The following is an 18,914-nucleotide window of genomic DNA, read 5'->3' on the forward strand; positions in this document are numbered from 1 at the left end:
ATCAGCGAGTGATGCCGCGAGTTGACGACTGGATGGAGTCACGGAATATCGCAACTTCCGGGAACTGCACAGCAGGCTCGGCCAGTTCGGCCAACGCCTGTTCGACCGTGAGGCCTTGGCGATAGACGGTTTTGTAAGCGCGACGCAGGGTGTGGATCGCGTCTTCACTGAAACCGCGACGGCGCATGCCTTCGAAGTTCATGCTGCGCGCTTCGGCCGGGTTGCCGAACACGGTGACGAACGCCGGAACGTCCTTGCCGATGGCGGTGCCCATGCCGGAAAAGCTGTGAGCGCCAATGTGGCAATACTGATGAACCAGAGTAAACCCGGAGAGGATCGCCCAGTCATCCACGTGCACATGGCCGGCCAACGCGGTGTTGTTGACCAGAATGCAGTGGTTGCCGATGACGCTGTCGTGACCGATGTGCGCATAGGCCATGATCAGGTTGTGATCGCCCAGCGTGGTTTCCGAACGGTCCTGCACGGTGCCACGGTGAATCGTCACGCCTTCGCGGATGACGTTGTGGTCACCGATCACCAGACGGGTTTCTTCACCCTTGTACTTCAGATCAGGCGTGTCTTCGCCTACCGAGGAAAACTGGTAGATGCGATTGTGCTTGCCGATGCGGGTCGGGCCTTTGAGGATCACATGCGGCCCGATCACGGTACCCTCGCCGATTTCCACACCTGCGCCGATGATCGACCACGGGCCGACCTCGACGCCATCAGCCAGAACGGCCGACGGATCGATGATTGCGCGAGGGTCAATCAAACTCATAGCTTGCGTTCCGCGCAGATGATTTCAGCGGAGCAGACTGGTTTGCCGTCGACCGAAGCCTGGCATTCGAATTTCCAGATCTGACGCTTGCAGCTGATGAACTTGGCTTCGAGGATCAACTGATCGCCCGGCAGCACAGGCTGGCGGAAGCGCAGCTTGTCGGAACCGACGAAGTAGTAAAGCGTGCCGTCGGCAGGCTTCACATCAAGCATTTTGAAACCGAGGATCCCGGCAGCCTGAGCCATCGCTTCGATGATCAGCACGCCCGGCATGATTGGATGCGCAGGGAAGTGACCATTGAAGAACGGTTCATTGATGCTGACATTCTTGTAGGCGCGAATGCGCTTGCCTTCAGTGTCCAGTTCCACCACCCGGTCCACCAGCAGGAACGGGTAACGGTGAGGCAGGTATTCGCGAATCTCGTTGATGTCCATCATTTCGGGGGGAAGCCTATGTAAAGATTGGGAGCGCGACTGACGCGCACTCCTCTAGCAAATCAAGGAGGCAGTCTAGAGGCTGTGCACACTTGATATGGAAATGGTATCAGCCATCTGATGAAGCATTGCCGTCAGGGGTCACTTCCCCTACGCGCTTTTCCAGCTGTTTCAAACGTCGCGCGATGTCATCGAGCTGACGGATGCGGGCCGCGCTTTTGCGCCATTCGGCCGCCGGTTGCATGGCTGTGCCGGAAGAATAGGCACCCGGCTCGGTAATCGAGTGGGTCACCATGGTCATCCCGGTCAGGAAAACGTTGTCGCAAATATCAATGTGGCCGACCAGACCGACACCACCGGCGAGCATGCAATGCTTGCCAATCTTGGTGCTGCCGGAGATCCCGACACATGCGGCCATGGCAGTGTGATCACCGACCTGAACGTTGTGGGCGATCTGGATCTGATTGTCTAGCTTCACGCCGTTGCCGATCACGGTATCAGCCAGAGCGCCGCGGTCGATGGCGGTATTCACGCCAATCTCGACATCGTCGCCGATGGTCACGCCACCGATCTGCGCGATTTTCTGCCAGATACCTTTTTCGTTGGCGAAACCAAAACCTTCACCGCCGAGCACGGCACCGGACTGGATCACCACACGCTTGCCGATGCGCACGTCGTGATACAGCGTCACGCGCGGCGCGAGCCAGCCGCCTTCGCCGATTTCGCTACGCGCACCGACGACGCAATGCGCACCCAGTGTCACTTGCGCACCAACGCGTGCGCCTGCTTCGATCACCACAAAAGGGCCGATGCTGGCGCTTGGATCAACCACCGCGTCCGCCGCAATCACTGCAGATGGGTGAATACCAGCCGCAGCTTTTGGCTTGGGATCGAACAAATGAGAGATACGCGCATAAGCCAGGTAAGGATCAGGCACGACCAACGCATTACCGGCAAATCCTTCGGCATCAGCTTCTTTGAGCAGCAATGCAGCTGCCTGCGAGCCCGCCAGGTATTTGCGATATTGAGGGTTTGCCAGAAAGCTCAACTGAGCTGGGCCAGCCTCTTGCAAAGTGGCTAGCCCAGTAATTTGCTTCTCAGGGTCGCCACGCAGGGTGGCGCCGAGGAACTCGGCCAACTGGCCGAGTTTGATAGTCACGGTCATGGGTTACTTCAGCTGATTCATGCGCTCGATAACCTGGCGCGTGATGTCGTACTGAGGTTTGACATCGATCACTGCGCCACGCTCGAACACCAGGTCAAAACCACCTTTCTTGATGACTTCTTCCACTGCGCTATCCAGTTTCGGCTTCAGTTGCTTGAGCATTTCGCGGTCGGCAACGGCTTTCGCTTCGTTCAGCTCCTTGGACTGGAACTGGAAGTCACGGGCCTTTTGCTTGAATTCCAGCTCCAGACGCTCACGCTCACCTTGCTGCATTTTGTCGCCACCGGCCATCAGACGGTCCTGAATGCCTTTGGCGCTGCTTTCCAGCGTCTTCAGTTTGGTCAGTTGCGGACCGAACTTCTTCTCGGCATCCACGGCGTATTTCTTCGCCGCGTCGGATTCCAGCAAAGCCATCTGATAGTTCAGAACGGCAATTTTCATGTCGGCAAATGCCGGGCCTGCCACCATCAAGGAGGCCAGGAGAACCAATTGAGTCAACTTACGCACGATGCACTCCTACAAAATCCATTGTCGTTATCTTGGGTCAGACGCTTAGAACGTCTGGCCGAGGGAGAATTGGAACACTTGAGTTTCAGCCTCATCCGGCTTCTTGATCGGCATGGCCAACGCGAAGCTCAGAGGACCCAGTGCGGTGACCCAGGTCACACCCACACCGACGGAGCTGGCCATGTTGCTCAGGCTGATGTCGTTGCACTTGGTGTTCGACGTCGAGCCGTTCGCATTGGTAGTGTCCTTGCACTGCGAGTCAAATACGTTACCCACATCCCAGAAAACAGAAGTGCGCAGGGAACGCTGATCTTTCACGAACGGCAGCGGGAACAGAACCTCGACACCACCCTGGATCAGGACGTTACCACCGAACGGCAGCGGATCCTGGTCCGGGTCAGCCAGCGTGCCCGGGTTGGTACCACGGCTCGGCGTACTGCGTGGGCCGAGGGTGCTGTCCTTGAAGCCACGAACCGAGTTGAAACCACCAGCATAGTAGTTTTCATAGAATGGCAAGCCATCGGTTCCGCCGTATCCGTCGCCATAACCCAGCTCGGTGTGCAGACGCAGGGTGTAGTTCTCGCTGATTGGCTGGAACAACTGACCGCGGTAATCAAGTTTGTAAAACGACAGGTCGCTGCCAGGCACTGTGGTTTCCAGGGTCAGACTCTGGGAACGACCACGGGTCGGCAGTACGCCTTTGTTCAGGGTCGACTCGGACCAGCCGGCCGAAGCCTTGAAGTTCAGGTACTTGTCGCCTTCCTTGTTAACGAAGTCGAAAATCTCGTCAACGGTATAGGTACCGGTCTTGATCTCGTCCTGTTGAACCGACAGGCCAAAGGTCAGACGCGAAGTCTCGCTGATCGGGTAGCCAACGTTCACGCCGGCACCCAGGCTGTCTACCGCATAGCTCGCTACGTCGACGTCGAGGTCTTTGTAGTCAGTGGTGCGATAAAACGCGTTGTAACCCAGGCTCACGCCATCGGCGGTCCAGTACGGGTCAACGTAGCCGAAGTTGTAGCGGCTCTGGTATTCGCTGCGGGTCAGGCCGATGCTGACGCGGTTACCGGTACCCAGGAAGTTGTTCTGGGTGATCGAACCACCGAGGATCAGACCGGCACTCTGGGCGAAACCGACACTGGCGGTAATCGAACCGGAAGCCTGCTCCTCAACGGCGTAGTTCACGTCAACCTGGTCGTCGACACCCGGGACAGCTGGGGTTTCAACGTTGACTTCTTTAAAGAAGCCCAGACGCTCAAGACGGGTCTTGGACTGGTCGATCAGGTAGGTCGAAGCCCAGCCGCCTTCCATCTGACGCATTTCACGACGCAGCACTTCGTCTTCGGACTTGGTGTTGCCACGGAAGTTGATGCGGTTGACGTAGGCGCGCTTGCCCGGATCAACAGCGAACAGGATATCGACGGTGTGATCTTCATCGTGCGGCTGAGGTACGCCGTTGACGTTGGCGAAGGTGTAACCCTCGTTACCCAGACGACGGGTGATCAACTCGGACGTGGTGGTCATCAGTTTGCGCGAGAACACCTGGCCCTTCTGCACCAGCAGCAGGGACTTGACCTGATCTTCAGGGACTTTCAGATCACCACTGAGCTTGACGTCACGAACGGTGTACTTCTCGCCTTCGGTGACGTTGACAGTGATGTAGACGTGCTTCTTGTCCGGGGTGATCGACACCTGAGTCGAAGCGATATCCATGTTGATATAGCCACGATCCAGGTAGTAGGAACGCAGACGCTCCAGGTCACCGGACAGTTTTTCACGGGCGTACTTGTCATCGTTCTTGAAGAACGACAGCCAGTTGGTGGTCTTCAGTTCGAACAGGTCGGTCAGGTCTTCCTCAGGGAAAACCGTGTTGCCCACCACGTTGATGTGCTGAATCGCCGCAACGGTACCTTCGTTGATCTTCACTTTCAGGCCGACGCGGTTACGTGGTTGCGATACCACTTCGGTATCGACCGTAGCCGAATAGCGACCTTGCGCGACGTACTGACGCTGCAGTTCGTTACGCACGCCCTCAAGCGTGGCGCGCTGGAAGATCTCGCCTTCGGCCAGACCGGATTGCTTGAGACCTTTCATCAGGTCTTCAGTCGAGATCGCCTTGTTGCCTTCGATTTCGATACTGGCGACCGACGGACGCTCGACGACCGTGATGACCAGAACGTTGCCTTCGCGGCCCAGCTGGATATCTTGAAAGAAACCGGTTTTGAACAACGCACGAGTGGATTCCACCAGGCGACGATCATCCGCCTGCTCACCGACGTTCAACGGCAAGGCACCAAAGACGCTACCCGCGGAGACCCGCTGGAGGCCATTGACGCGAATATCAGAGATAGTGAAGGACTCGGCGTGAACTTCGGCGATCATCAATACGGTGAGAACCGCAGTTAGCAGCAGACGTTTCATGAAGTCCTTTCTTATTCCAACTGGCAATAAACAAACTGCCGCAAAATGCGGCAGATTCGCAATTCAGCGAAGCGTTACAGTCGACCCAGATCGTTGACCAGAGCAAGCAACATCACCCCGACCACCAAACTGATACCGATCTGTATCCCCCAACCTTGCACCCGATCCGACAAGGGACGACCACGCGCCCACTCGATCAGATAAAACAACAAATGCCCCCCATCCAGTACAGGAATGGGCAGCAAATTCAGAACCCCCAGGCTAATACTCAGATAAGCAAGGAAATTCAGGAAATCAGCGACGCCCGACTGGGCAGAAGCGCCCGCCACTTTAGCAATGGTTATCGGTCCACTCAAGTTTTTTACCGAGAGCTCGCCGAACAGCATTTTCTTGAGTGAATCCAGCGTCAGAATGCTCATGGTCCAAGTGCGTCGGGCACCCTCGCCAATCGCGGCCAACGGCCCATAACTGACCTCACGGATCATTTCCGGTGGCCAGTCGACAGCTTTCACGCCTGCGCCCAGATATCCGCTTGGCGATTTGCTTTCACCACGCGCAGCCAAGGTCACAGGGACATCGATTTGAGCACTGTCACGCTCGATGCGCAGCATGATTTTGGTATCAGGACGCGTACGAACGGTATCGACCACTTGCTGCCAATCATTCAGCGCCTGACCATCAAGGGCCAACAGGCGATCACCGGTTTTCAGACCGGCAGCCTGGGCCGGGCCTTTCGGATCAAGCTCAGCAAGCACCGGCGGCAGAGCCGGGCGCCAAGGACGAATACCCAGAGAGCGAATCGGATCCGGCTCATCAGCACCCTTGAGCCAGTTATCCAGCTTCAGCTCACGCGGCGTATCCGCAGTCGAACCCTGCTCACGCACCAGCAATTGCAGAGAACCGCTTTCACCAAGGCGTCGTACCAATTGCAAATTGACAGCCGCCCAACCGGAAGTCGGCTCACCATCGATCGCGACGATTTCCTCACCGGCGCTCAAACCGGCACTGGCGGCGATGCTGCCGGACTCAACCGCACCGATGACCGGACGCACCTGCTCGCTGCCAAGCATGGCCAATACCCAGAAGAACACCAACGCCAACAGAAAGTTGGCAATGGGGCCGGCCGCAACAATGGCGATACGCTGACGTACGGATTTGCGGTTGAAGGACTGATCAAGCTGATCGACCGGCACTTCACCTTCGCGCTCGTCGAGCATCTTGACGTAACCGCCCAGCGGTATCGCCGCGACCACAAACTCCGTGCCCTGCTTGTCATGCCAGCGCAGCAGCGGCATGCCGAAGCCTACGGAAAAACGTAGAACCTTGACGCCACAGCGACGCGCGACCCAGAAGTGGCCGAATTCGTGAAAGGTGACCAGCACACCCAAGGCGATCAGGGTGCCGGCAATCATATAGAGCGCGCTCATCTACTTTCTCCGCAAACCTGTTCAGTGCCGCGTGTAGCCATTGTGTTGCAAATTCTATCGATCGTGACGCTTCAACCACTGCCCGGCCAGCACTCGCGCCTTGGCATCTGCCGTAAACACGGCATCGAGATCCGCCAGTGCAACCACCGGTTCGAGATTCAAGACTTCCTCGATGATACTCGCGATTTCCAGGTAACGGACCCGTCCGTCGAGAAACGCCGCCACCGCCACTTCGTTGGCCGCATTGAGCATCGCCGGCGCACTGTCGCCAGCCTCGGCAGCTTGACGTGCCAGACGCAGGCACGGGAAGCGCCCTTCATCCGGCGCTTCGAAGTCCAGCCGCGCGATGGCGAACAGATCCAGCGGAGCCACACCGGAGTCAATGCGCTCCGGCCAGGCTAGGGCGTTAGCGATCGGCGTACGCATGTCGGGATTGCCCAACTGCGCCAGCACCGAGCCGTCGACATAATCAACCAACGAGTGAATCACGCTCTGCGGGTGGATCACCACCTCGACCTGCGAGGGTTTGGCATCAAACAACCAACAGGCCTCGATCAGTTCGAGACCTTTATTCATCATGCTGGCCGAATCGACCGAAATCTTGCGCCCCATGGACCAGTTCGGGTGTGCACACGCCTGCTCAGGTGAAACATGCGCCAGTTCACTCATCGGCGTCTGTCGGAACGGTCCGCCAGAGGCTGTGAGTAAAATCCGACGAACACCGACCGAACTCAGCCCACGGGCAAAATCATGTGGCATGCACTGGAAAATTGCGTTGTGCTCGCTGTCGATCGGCAGCAACACCGAACCGCTCTTGCGTACCGCCTGCATGAACAAGGCGCCGGACATCACCAGCGCCTCTTTATTGGCCAGGAGAATCTTCTTGCCAGCCTCAACGGCCGCCAGAGTCGGGCGCAGACCTGCCGCACCAACGATCGCCGCCATCACCGCATCGACTTCCGGAGCAGCAGCGACCTGACACAGGCCCTCCTCCCCCACCAGTACGCGGGTCGGCAAACCGGCGGCGCGCAAATCATCCTGCAAACCGCGCGCAGCGACCGCCTCTGGCACCACGGCAAACTGCGGCACGTGACGCACGCACAAGGCGAACAGCTCACTCAGACGCGTGAAACCACTCAACGCAAAAACCTGATAACGCTCAGGATGACGAGCAATGACATCCAGCGTGCTCAGACCGATCGAGCCCGTCGCGCCCAGAACGGTAATCTGCTGAGGGCGACTCACGGTGCAGCCATCCACAACAGCACGGCAAACACCGGAATTGCCGCGGTCAGACTGTCGATGCGATCAAGCACGCCGCCATGGCCGGGCAGCAGATTACTGCTGTCCTTGATGCCGGACTGACGCTTGAACATGCTTTCTGTCAGATCGCCGACAACGGAGATGAAGACGATCAGCGCAGCGCCGATCAAGCCTTTAAGCAGTTCGGCGACGGTCCAGTCACGCACAAACGCGACAATGGCGGTAATCACCAGACTTAGCGCCAGACCACCGTAGACGCCTTCCCAGCTCTTGCCCGGGCTGACTTGCGGGGCCAGCTTGCGCTTGCCGAACTTGCGACCAGAGAAGTAAGCACCGATATCAGCACCCCAGACCAGCACCATCACGGCCATGATCAGCCAGTTACCCAGCGGGTACTGCTTGATCTGCACCAGACCTTGCCAGGCCGGCAGCAGAATCAGCAGGCCGATGACCAGTTTGGTTGCCGCACTGGACCAATGCACGCTGGAGCGCGGATAGGTCAGCACCAGCCAGGTCGCCGCCGCCCACCACAACACAGACGCACCCAGCACCCAAGGGGCAAGCCCGGGCAGGATGTACATGATGAACAACATGAACGCGACCACGGCGGCAAAACCCACGCGGAACGCTTGCCCGGTGAAACCAGCCAGACGCGCCCATTCCCAGGCACCCAAAGTCACAACCAGACCGATAAACAAGGCAAAACCGGAGCCTTCCAGCAGGAAAAACCCGCACAAGGCGATCGGCAGCAGGATCAGCGCAGTGATGATTCGTTGTTTAAGCATTAAACCCGGGCTCCAGCTTCAACCTGTTCGCTCGTTTTACCGAAACGACGCTGGCGCGAAGCGAAATCGGCCAGCGCATTGCGCATGGCATCGTGTTTGAAGTCCGGCCAGAACAGGTCGGAGAAGTACAGCTCGGCGTAAGCCAGCTGCCACAGCAGAAAGTTGCTGATGCGGTGCTCGCCACCCGTGCGGATGCACAGATCCGGCAACGGCAGATCACCGGTTGCCAGACAGGTTTGCAACAGATCCGGAGTGATGTCTTCCGGGCGCAGGTGCCCGGCCTGGACTTCACGCGCCAGACGCTGGGCCGCCTGTGCAATATCCCACTGACCACCATAATTGGCGGCGATCTGCAGGATGAAACGATTGGCACCCGCCGTCATCGCTTCAGCTTCACGCATTGCTGCCTGAAGCTCCGGATGAAAGCGTGAACGATCGCCAATGATGCGCAGGCTGATGTTGTTGTCGTTGAGGCGCTTGGCTTCGCGACGCAGCGCCTTGAAGAACAGGTCCATCAAGGCACTGACTTCATCGGCCGGGCGCTGCCAGTTCTCACTGGAAAATGCGAACAGGGTGAGCACTTCGACCTTGGCCTCAGCGCACACCTCAATCACCGCCCGCACAGCATCCACGCCCGCCTTATGCCCGGCGACACCCGGCATAAAGCGTTTTTTCGCCCAGCGATTGTTGCCATCCATGATGATCGCGACATGGCGCGGCACCGCGGACGGCGCAGTCTGCTTGGTCTTGTCCATTAAAAGCTCGAACCTTATACGGCCATCAGATCCGCTTCTTTTTGCTTGGTAGCCGTGTCGATATCAGCCTCGGCCTTGTCGGTGAGCTTCTGAATATCGGCAGCGGCACGACGCTCTTCGTCTTCGCTGATTTCTTTGTCCTTGACCAGTTTCTTCAGCTCGCCCAAGGCGTCACGACGGATGTTGCGCACGGCAACACGAGCGTCTTCAGCAGCACTGCGCGCCTGCTTGGTGAAGCCCTTGCGGGTTTCTTCAGTCAGGGCAGGCATGGAGATCAGCAGCAACTCGCCCAGGTTGGTCGGGTTGAGGTTCAGACCAGCGCTCTGGATTGCTTTGTCGACTGCGGCGAGCATGTTGCGCTCGAACGCAACGACCTGCAGGGTGCGCGAGTCCTTAACGGTGATGTTCGCCACTTGGGTGATGGAGGTGTCTGCGCCGTAGTACGGCACCATCACGCTACCCAGAATGCTTGGGTGAGCCTTGCCGGTACGAATCTGACCAAATGCGTGGGCCAGAGAGTCCAGGGATTTCTGCATGCGCTCTTGAGCGTCTTTCTTGATTTCGTTGATCATTGTTGACCTTCCTCGATCAGGGTGCCTTCAGCGCCGCCATGGACGATGTTCAGCAGGGCACCGGGCTTGTTCATGTTGAATACGCGCAGCGGCATCTTGTGGTCGCGGCACAGGCAAATAGCGGTCAGATCCATCACGCCCAGCTTGCGATCCAGTACTTCATCATAAGTCAGATGATCGAACTTCTCGGCATGCGGGTCTTTGAACGGGTCAGCGGTGTAGACGCCATCGACCTTGGTCGCTTTCAGCACGACGTCGGCATCGATTTCGATTGCGCGCAGGCAGGCCGCCGAATCCGTGGTGAAGAACGGGTTGCCGGTACCGGCAGCGAAGATCACGACGTCTTTGGAGTTCAGGTGACGCATGGCTTTGCGGCGATCGTAGTGATCGGTCACACCCACCATGGAAATGGCCGACATCACGATGGCCGAGATATTGGCTCGTTCCAGCGCATCGCGCATGGCCAGGGCGTTCATCACAGTGGCCAGCATGCCCATGTGGTCGCCTGTGACCCGATCCATACCGGCTTTGCTCAAAGCTTCGCCGCGGAACAGGTTGCCACCGCCGATCACCAGACCGACCTGTACGCCGATGCCGACCAACTGGCCGACTTCCAGCGCCATCCGATCCAGCACTTTTGGATCGATCCCGAACTCTTCCGAGCCCATCAGGGCCTCGCCGCTAAGCTTGAGTAGAATGCGTTTATAGCGAGCCTGATAACCACTGCCCTGCTGAGCCATTGCGAATCTCTCCTGCGGCGTATTTAAAATTCTTTGCGAGCTGTTTACAGCTGGCGTTCACTCTAGCTTGGCGCTGCTTCAGCGCCATCGGAACATGGCTTTGTAAGTCAGTTCCAAGTGGAAACCAATAAAAAATTGGCAACCCCATCTGAAAAGAGGCTGCGCGCGTTAGCGGGCAGCCTCTTTCGGCGACAGTTGAAAAACCGTCTTACTGCTTGGCGGCAGCCAGCTGAGCAGCAACTTCTTCAGCGAAGTTGTCTACTGGCTTCTCGATGCCGTCGCCCACTTTGTAGTAGGTGAAGGAAACGATTTCTGCGCCGCCTTTCTTGGCCAGCTCGCCAACCTTGATTTCAGGGTTCTTGACGAACGCTTGCTCAACCAGGCTTGCTTCTGCCAGGAACTTGCTGATACGGCCTTTGACCATGTTCTCAACAATGTTTTCTGGCTTGCCTTTGATCTTCTCTTCGTTCAGCTGCAGGAACACAGCTTTTTCACGCTCGATCGCTTCAGCCGAAACTTGCGAAGGCAGCAGGAACTCAGGGTTGCTTGCAGCAACGTGCATCGCGATGTCTTTGGCCAGCTCGACGTCACCGCCTTTTAGAGCCACAACAACACCGATCTTGTTGCCGTGCAGGTACGAACCTACAACGTCAGCTTCGATACGGGCCAGACGACGGATGTTGACGTTTTCGCCTACTTTGGCAACCAGCGCTTCACGAGCAGCTTCTTGCGAAGCGATCAGCGGAGCAGCGTCGGTCAGCTTGTCAGCGAAAGCTTTTTCAACGCTGGCAGCAACGAAGTTCTTGAAGTCGTCTTGCAGAGCCAGGAAGTCGGTCTGCGAGTTCACTTCCAGGATAACGGCAGCTTTACCGTCGTCCTTGATTGCGATTGCGCCTTCGGCGGCAACGTTGCCAGCCTTCTTCGCAGCCTTGATCGCGCCCGAAGCACGCATGTCATCAATGGCTTTTTCGATGTCGCCGTCAGCCTTTTCCAGGGCTTTCTTGCAGTCCATCATGCCTTCGCCGGTACGCTCGCGCAGTTCTTTAACCAACGCTGCAGTAATTGCTGCCATTTTCAAATTCCTCTTGGATAGGTTTTCAACCATTCCACCCGATCGAACGGGCGTTCAATTCTTCCCGAACCACCCTTGTTAGCTGCCGCACATTACAAACAGTGCCGTGGGCGCCGACAAATGGTTTTCGAGGTGGCAAAAAGGGGGCCAAGCCCCCTTTTTGCTTACTGAGTCAACGCCAGGGCGTTAATTACTCAGCTGCAGCCTGAGTTTCTTCAGCTGCGAATTCTACAGTGCCGCCAGCAACATTGTTGCGACCACGGATCACTGCGTCAGCCATCGAACCCATGTACAGCTGGATAGCGCGAATGGCGTCATCGTTGCCTGGGATGATGTAGTCAACGCCTTCCGGGCTGCTGTTGGTGTCGACAACGCCGATTACCGGGATGCCCAGCTTGTTGGCTTCGGTGATCGCGATGCGCTCGTGGTCAACGTCGATCACGAACAGTGCGTCTGGCAGACCGCCCATGTCCTTGATGCCGCCCAGCGAACGATCCAGCTTCTCAAGATCACGGGAGCGCATCAGCGCTTCTTTCTTGGTCAGCTTGGCGAAAGTACCGTCTTCGGCTTGAACTTCAAGGTCACGCAGACGCTTGATGGAAGCACGAATGGTTTTGAAGTTGGTCAGCATGCCGCCCAACCAGCGGTGATCGACGTACGGCGAACCGCAACGTGCTGCTTCTTCAGCAACGATCTTGCCAGCGGAACGCTTGGTGCCGACGAACAGAATCTTGTTTTTGCCCTGGGCCAGACGTTCTACGAAAGTCAGAGCTTCGTTGAACATTGGCAGAGTTTTTTCAAGGTTGATGATGTGAATCTTGTTACGCGCGCCGAAAATGTACTTACCCATTTTCGGATTCCAGTAACGGGTTTGGTGACCGAAGTGCACACCGGCCTTCAGCATATCGCGCATATTGACTTGGGACATGATAGTTCCTTAATAAGTCGGGTTTGGCCTCCACGTATCCCAATGACCAACCAGTGGCATAAAGCCAAAAGCACCCAGGTCATCGTGTCGACACGTGTGTGGATTTAAGCTTTTCGGGGTATCCCCGGAAAGCGGCGCATTTTATACCACAGGGTGCGCAGAAACGGAACCCGGAATCTGTATTCGCACCAAGGACATGGGCGCAGCCCCCTTGGAATCGGCCCCGAACGCACCATTGTATAGAGAGAAGCGATGCACGCAGGCGCTGAATTGCGCCGTGCGTCTGTTAGAATCGCGTTTTTCAGGGTCGCCGATCGAACACCTGCCACCCTATTTGTATCAGCAAGCGCCGCCGAGCGCAGAGAGAGCCTGTATGACCGTCAACCTCAAAACCCCCGAGGACATCGCTGGCATGCGCGTCGCCGGCAAACTGGCCGCCGATGTGCTGGAAATGATTGCCGAACATGTCAAACCGGGCGTCACCACCGATGAGCTGAACCAGATCTGCCACGATTACATCGTCAATGTGCAGCAAGCCATCCCTGCCCCGCTCAACTACAAGGGCTACCCGAAGTCGATCTGCACCTCGATCAACCACGTGGTCTGCCATGGCATCCCGAATGACAAGCCGCTGAAAAACGGCGACACCCTGAACATCGACGTCACCGTCATCAAAGACGGCTACCACGGCGACACCAGCCGCATGTTCCATGTCGGCGAAGTGCCGGTCTGGGCCGAGCGTCTGTCGCAGATCACTCAGGAATGCATGTACAAGGCGATCGAGATCGTCAAACCCGGCTGCCGCCTCGGCGACATCGGCGAAGTGATCCAGAAGCACGCCGAGAAGAACGGTTTCTCGGTGGTTCGCGAGTTCTGCGGTCACGGCATCGGCAAGGTCTTCCACGAAGAGCCGCAGATCCTGCACTACGGCCGCGCCGGCACCGGCATGGAACTGAAGGCTGGCATGACCTTCACCATTGAGCCGATGATCAACCAGGGCAAGGCCGACACCAAAGTGTTGGGCGATGGCTGGACCGCGATCACCAAGGACCGCAAGCTCTCGGCCCAGTGGGAACATACTTTGCTGGTCACCGACACCGGCTACGAGATCTTCACCCTGCGCGCCGATGACACCATCCCACGCATCTCGGCCTGATTCACATAACGCTCCCAGCCTTGTATAGAAGGAAAGCCAATCGATGCCGCAGGTGGATCCCGAACTCTTCGACCGCGGCCAGTTCCAGGCTGAACTGGCCCTGAAAGCGAGTCCTATCGCGGCGTTCAAGAAGGCGATCCGCCAGGCTCGCGACGTCCTTGATGCGCGTTTTCGCAGTGGCCGTGACATCCGCCGCCTGATCGAAGACCGCGCCTGGTTCGTCGACAACATCCTGCAAAAGGCTTGGGAGCAGTTCAACTGGAGCGAAGACGCCGATATCGCGCTGGTCGCGGTCGGCGGCTATGGCCGTGGCGAACTGCACCCCTATTCCGACATCGACTTGCTGATCCTGCTGGACAGCGCCGATCACGAAGTTTTCCGCGATTCCATCGAGCGTTTTCTGACGCTGTTGTGGGACATCGGCCTGGAAGTCGGCCAGAGCGTGCGCTCGGTCGATGAATGCGCCGAAGAAGCCCGCGCTGATCTCACTGTTGTCACCAACCTGATGGAAAGCCGCACCATCTGCGGTCCCGAGCGCCTGCGCCAGCGCATGCTCGACGTCACCAGCACCGCCCACATGTGGCCGGCCAAGGAGTTTTTCCTGGCCAAACGTGCCGAGCAAAAGGCCCGCCACCACAAGTACAACGACACCGAATACAACCTGGAACCCAACGTCAAAGGTTCGCCCGGGGGCCTGCGGGATATTCAGACGATTCTGTGGGTGGCCCGGCGTCAGTACGGCACCCTGAACCTGCGCGCCCTCGCCGGCGAAGGCTTCCTGGTCGAAAGCGAAAACGCCCTGCTCGCCTCCTCTCAGGAATTCCTCTGGAAAGTGCGCTACGCCCTGCACATGCTCGCCGGGCGCTCCGAGGACCGCTTGCTGTTCGATCATCAGCGCACCATCGCCGGCCTGCTGGGATTTGAAGGTGACGACGCCAAGCAGGCCGTCGAAAACTTCATGCAACAGTATTTCCGCGTGGTGATGAGCATTGCCCAGCTCAGCGACCTGATTATCCAGCACTTCGAAGAAGTCATCCTCGCGCCGGAAGACGAAGCGCCGCCTCAGCCGATCAACTCGCGCTTCCAGTTGCATGACGGCTACATCGAGGCACGTAACGACAACGTGTTCCGCCGCACACCGTTCGCCATGCTGGAAATTTTCGTGCTGATGGCGCAGCAACCGGAAATCAAAGGCGTGCGCGCCGACACCATCCGTTTGCTGCGCGAGCACCGTCACCTGATCGACGACAACTTCCGTAATGATATCCGTAACACCAGCCTGTTCATCGAACTGTTCAAGTGCAAGATCGGCATCCACCGCAACCTGCGGCGGATGAACCGCTACGGCATCCTCGGCCGTTATTTGCCGGAGTTCGGCTTTATCGTCGGGCAGATGCAGCACGACCTCTTTCACATCTACACGGTCGATGCGCACACGCTGAACCTGATCAAGCACCTGCGCAAATTGCAGTACACCCAGGTCTCGGAGAAATTCCCGCTGGCCGCCAAGCTCATGGCCAAACTGCCCAAGCCCGAACTGATCTATATGGCCGGTCTGTACCACGACATCGGTAAAGGCCGACATGGCGATCACTCGGAGATCGGCGCGGTCGACGCCGAAGCGTTCTGCCAGCGCCATCAATTGCCGGTGTGGGACAGCCGCCTGATCGTCTGGCTGGTGCAGAATCATCTGGTGATGTCGACCACCGCCCAGCGCAAGGACTTGTCCGATCCGCAGGTGATCCACGATTTCGCGCAGGCGGTTGGCGATGAAACCCGTCTCGACTATCTCTACGTGTTGACCGTGGCCGACATCAACGCGACCAATCCGACGTTGTGGAACTCCTGGCGCGCCAGCCTGTTGCGCCAACTCTACACCGAGACCAAACGCGCCTTGCGCCGTGGCCTGGAAAACCCTGTGGATCGCGAAGAGCAGATCCGCCAGACCCAAAGCGCTGCACTGGACATTCTGGTACGTGGCGGCACTGACCCGGACGATGTCGAGCAATTGTGGGCGCAACTGGGCGATGACTATTTCCTGCGCCACACCGCCGGCGATGTGGCCTGGCACAGCGACGCCATTCTTCAGCAGCCCGTCAATGGCGGGCCGTTGGTGCTGATCAAGGAAACCACCCAGCGCGAGTTCGAGGGCGGTACGCAGATTTTCATTTATGCACCGGATCAGCACGACTTCTTCGCCGTGACCGTGGCGGCGATGGATCAGCTCAACCTGAACATTCACGACGCCCGTGTCATCACGTCCAGTAGCCAGTTCACCCTCGACACCTACATCGTGCTCGACAACGAGGGCGAATCCATCGGCGACAACCCGGCACGGGTCAAGCAGATCCGCGAAGGTCTGACCGAAGCCCTGCGTAATCCGGACGATTACCCGACGATCATCCAGCGCCGCGTGCCGCGCCAGCTCAAGCACTTCGCCTTTGCGCCGCAGGTGACGATTCACAACGATGCTCAGCGACCGGTGACCGTGCTGGAATTGACCGCACCTGATCGCCCGGGCCTGTTGGCGCGGATCGGCGGGATTTTCCTCGAGTTCGACCTGTCGCTGCAGAACGCCAAGATTGCGACCCTGGGCGAGCGCGTGGAAGACGTGTTCTTCATCACCGACGCCCACAATCAACCCTTGTCCGACCCGTTGCTGTGCAGCCGTTTGCAGGATGCGATCGTTGAGCAACTGAGCGTCAATCAGGAACCCGATATCAAACTGTCGCGCATCAGTATTTGATCGCGCCCCCGGATTCAAATGGCTTTGCACGAGACCCAGCCCCAATGAACAACGCTCTGAACCAGCTCCAGCCCTACCCGTTCGAAAAGCTCCGCGCCCTGCTCGGCACCGTGACCCCGAACCCGGATAAACGTCCGATCGCGCTGTCGATTGGCGAGCCGAAGCATCGCTCGCCAAGCTTTGTCGCCGAAACGCTGGCCAACAGTCTGGATCAGATGGCGGTGTACCCGACCACCCTCGGCATCCCGGCGCTGCGTGAAGCTATCGCCGGCTGGTGCGAGCGTCGTTTCGGCGTGCCAGGCGGCTGGATCGATCCGGCGCGCAACGTGTTGCCGGTCAATGGCACGCGTGAAGCGTTGTTCGCGTTCACCCAGACCGTGGTCAACCGTGGCGACGACGCGCTGGTAGTCAGCCCGAACCCGTTCTACCAGATCTACGAGGGCGCTGCGTTCCTCGCCGGGGCCAAGCCGCATTACCTGCCGTGCCTTGACGAAAACGGCTTCAACCCGGATTTCGATGACGTTTCGCCAGACATCTGGAAACGCTGCCAGATCCTGTTCCTCTGCTCGCCGGGTAACCCGACCGGCGCACTTATTCCGGCCGACACCCTGAAAAAGCTGATCGCCCTGGCCGACGAATACGACTTCGTGATCGCCGCCGACGAGTGCTATAGCGAACTGTACTTCGACGAACAGACGCCACCGCCAGGCCTGCTCACTGCCTGCGTCGAACTGGGCCGCAAGGATTTCAAGCGCTGCGTGGTGTTTCACAGCCTGTCCAAGCGCTCCAATCTGCCGGGCCTGCGCTCCGGTTTCGTGGCGGGCGACGCCGATATCCTCAAAGGTTTCCTGCTGTATCGCACCTACCACGGCTGCGCGATGCCAGTGCAAACGCAACTGGCCAGCGTGGCTGCGTGGAATGACGAAGTGCATGTGCGCGCCAATCGCGCGCTGTACCGCGAAAAGTTCGATGCGGTGCTGGAGATCCTCAGCCCGGTGATGGATGTTCAGCGTCCGGATGGCAGTTTCTATTTGTGGCCGAATGTGAACGGCGATGATGCGGCGTTCTGCCGTGACTTGTTCGCCGAAGAGCACGTGACCGTGGTGCCGGGATCCTATCTTTCGCGCGATGTCGACGGCGTCAACCCAGGGGCCGGCCGTGTACGCATGGCACTCGTGGCGCCGCTGGCTGAATGCGTGGAAGCCGCGGAACGGATTCGCGCGTTCATGACTCGCCAACGCTAAGCAACTTTACCGTGCCAGCAAAACTGGCACGGTAACTTCCCCCTGCAAAGACACAACTCAATAAACTTGTATCCCGCCTTAGTCCATCTAACAGCTTACTATTGAGCTGCGTATCACGCTGCGCAGATTTAACTGTTAACTAATATCAAATATCAAAACAAGGAAGTTCAATCATGAACCCGACCACTAATATCGGCTTCAGCATAATGCTCGCAACCATTCAAACCGGATGCGGAGTACAACAATAATGTGGGCCCGAAATACCCCCTCCAAACTGTGGACTCCTGGCCAGACGTTGCGTATCGCTTTCCTTAATGGCACGCCTGAATTCAAGCAAGCCGTCCGTTCCGCCGCCAGTAACTGGCTGGCGCACATCAATTTGAAGTTCAACTTCGTCGAGGGGGCAGAAGGTGATATCCGCATACTCAGCGAAAATGGCACGTTCTGGTCGCAGATTGGCACCGATGCATTGCTCGACACCGATGAACCCACCATGCGGCTCTGGCCACACTCGAGTAATCATGCACGTTATTTCGCAGCGAACGTCATGCATGAGTTTGGCCATATGCTCGGCGCAGAACACGAACAAACCAATCCGACAGCCAACATCCCCTGGAATAGAACAGCCCTGTATGAGAGTCATGGAATCACCGACAACCCCGAGGAAGATGATTATCAGGCCGGAGTAACACGCAATAAACTGAACCAGTTGTACCTTGACCGTGCCGACCCGAGCGAAAGTCTTTATTCAACATATGACCGTAAATCGATCATGCACTACGTCATCCAGCAGACCTGGACTGAAGGTGACTTCCAGATCTTTCCTAATCTGGAACTCAGTGAACACGACAAAGCCTTCATGGCAAAGGCCTACCCCTATCCACCGCAAGCAAGCGAATGACTTTATCCGCCAGTGCATGG

17 protein-coding genes are annotated in these 18,914 nt (G+C 57.8%); 4 read left to right on the forward strand and 13 right to left on the reverse strand.

All coding sequences use genetic code 11. From position 1 onward, the window contains the following. Window position 1: 1 nt before the first annotated feature. From lpxA to rpsB, 13 genes are all read right to left on the reverse strand, one after another. Entirely contained in the window at window positions 2-778 is a 777-nt protein-coding gene (gene lpxA, locus ACW9IR_RS03035; protein ID WP_457461568.1) for an acyl-ACP--UDP-N-acetylglucosamine O-acyltransferase, read from the reverse strand. Further along, window positions 775-1,215 (reverse strand): 3-hydroxyacyl-ACP dehydratase FabZ, encoded by a 441-nt coding sequence (gene fabZ, locus ACW9IR_RS03040; RefSeq protein ID WP_003222142.1) that lies wholly within the window; start codon window positions 1,213-1,215, stop codon window positions 775-777. Before fabZ ends, lpxA begins: the two co-directional genes overlap by 4 nt. Window positions 1,216-1,321: 106 nt before the next feature. Next, window positions 1,322-2,377, reverse strand: coding sequence for a UDP-3-O-(3-hydroxymyristoyl)glucosamine N-acyltransferase (gene lpxD / locus ACW9IR_RS03045; RefSeq protein WP_457461570.1), 1,056 nt, complete (start codon window positions 2,375-2,377; stop codon window positions 1,322-1,324). Window positions 2,378-2,380: 3 nt separating this feature from the next. Then, entirely contained in the window at window positions 2,381-2,884 is a 504-nt protein-coding gene (locus ACW9IR_RS03050; RefSeq protein WP_007908849.1) for an OmpH family outer membrane protein, read from the reverse strand. Window positions 2,885-2,929: 45 nt separating this feature from the next. Continuing rightward, complete coding sequence (gene bamA, locus ACW9IR_RS03055; RefSeq protein WP_038357906.1) at window positions 2,930-5,305, reverse strand: outer membrane protein assembly factor BamA; 2,376 nt, start codon at window positions 5,303-5,305, stop codon at window positions 2,930-2,932. Window positions 5,306-5,379: 74 nt separating this feature from the next. Further along, on the reverse strand, window positions 5,380-6,732 hold the full coding sequence (gene rseP, locus ACW9IR_RS03060; RefSeq protein WP_095119289.1) for a sigma E protease regulator RseP: 1,353 nt from the start codon (window positions 6,730-6,732) through the stop codon (window positions 5,380-5,382). Between the two features lie 54 nt (window positions 6,733-6,786). Further along, window positions 6,787-7,977, reverse strand: coding sequence for a 1-deoxy-D-xylulose-5-phosphate reductoisomerase (ispC, locus tag ACW9IR_RS03065; RefSeq protein ID WP_102902610.1), 1,191 nt, complete (start codon window positions 7,975-7,977; stop codon window positions 6,787-6,789). Beyond that, the gene (locus tag ACW9IR_RS03070) at window positions 7,974-8,780 is read right to left on the reverse strand and encodes a phosphatidate cytidylyltransferase (protein WP_095119291.1); all 807 of its coding nucleotides are present in this window, start codon (window positions 8,778-8,780) and stop codon (window positions 7,974-7,976) included. The genes ispC and ACW9IR_RS03070 overlap by 4 nt, the downstream gene beginning before the upstream one ends. Continuing rightward, on the reverse strand, window positions 8,780-9,535 hold the full coding sequence (gene uppS, locus ACW9IR_RS03075; RefSeq protein ID WP_007908854.1) for a polyprenyl diphosphate synthase: 756 nt from the start codon (window positions 9,533-9,535) through the stop codon (window positions 8,780-8,782). The genes ACW9IR_RS03070 and uppS overlap by 1 nt, the downstream gene beginning before the upstream one ends. Window positions 9,536-9,549: 14 nt before the next feature. After that, window positions 9,550-10,107, reverse strand: coding sequence for a ribosome recycling factor (gene frr / locus ACW9IR_RS03080; RefSeq protein ID WP_007908855.1), 558 nt, complete (start codon window positions 10,105-10,107; stop codon window positions 9,550-9,552). Beyond that, entirely contained in the window at window positions 10,104-10,847 is a 744-nt protein-coding gene (gene pyrH / locus ACW9IR_RS03085; protein WP_003222124.1) for a UMP kinase, read from the reverse strand. Before pyrH ends, frr begins: the two co-directional genes overlap by 4 nt. A gap of 208 nt (window positions 10,848-11,055) precedes the next feature. Then, window positions 11,056-11,919, reverse strand: a complete 864-nt coding sequence (gene tsf / locus ACW9IR_RS03090; protein ID WP_095119292.1) for a translation elongation factor Ts — start codon at window positions 11,917-11,919, stop codon at window positions 11,056-11,058. A gap of 190 nt (window positions 11,920-12,109) precedes the next feature. Continuing rightward, window positions 12,110-12,847 (reverse strand): 30S ribosomal protein S2, encoded by a 738-nt coding sequence (gene rpsB, locus ACW9IR_RS03095; protein WP_003222119.1) that lies wholly within the window; start codon window positions 12,845-12,847, stop codon window positions 12,110-12,112. Between the two features lie 373 nt (window positions 12,848-13,220). On the opposite strand from rpsB, the gene map reads away from it, so the two are divergent. The 4 genes from map (at window position 13,221) to ACW9IR_RS03115 (ending at window position 18,894) form a co-directional block, all read left to right on the forward strand. After that, window positions 13,221-14,003, forward strand: a complete 783-nt coding sequence (map, locus tag ACW9IR_RS03100; RefSeq protein WP_016985097.1) for a type I methionyl aminopeptidase — start codon at window positions 13,221-13,223, stop codon at window positions 14,001-14,003. Between the two features lie 43 nt (window positions 14,004-14,046). After that, complete coding sequence (locus ACW9IR_RS03105) at window positions 14,047-16,749, forward strand: [protein-PII] uridylyltransferase (RefSeq protein ID WP_095119294.1); 2,703 nt, start codon at window positions 14,047-14,049, stop codon at window positions 16,747-16,749. Between the two features lie 44 nt (window positions 16,750-16,793). Beyond that, window positions 16,794-17,993: a succinyldiaminopimelate transaminase gene (gene dapC / locus ACW9IR_RS03110; protein ID WP_102902609.1), complete on the forward strand. Its 1,200-nt coding sequence runs from the start codon at window positions 16,794-16,796 to the stop codon at window positions 17,991-17,993. Between the two features lie 247 nt (window positions 17,994-18,240). Continuing rightward, window positions 18,241-18,894, forward strand: a complete 654-nt coding sequence (locus ACW9IR_RS03115; RefSeq protein ID WP_102902608.1) for a zinc metalloprotease — start codon at window positions 18,241-18,243, stop codon at window positions 18,892-18,894. Window positions 18,895-18,914 lie beyond the last annotated feature (20 nt).

The organism is Pseudomonas sp. SDT291_1_S447 (assembly GCF_054070155.1).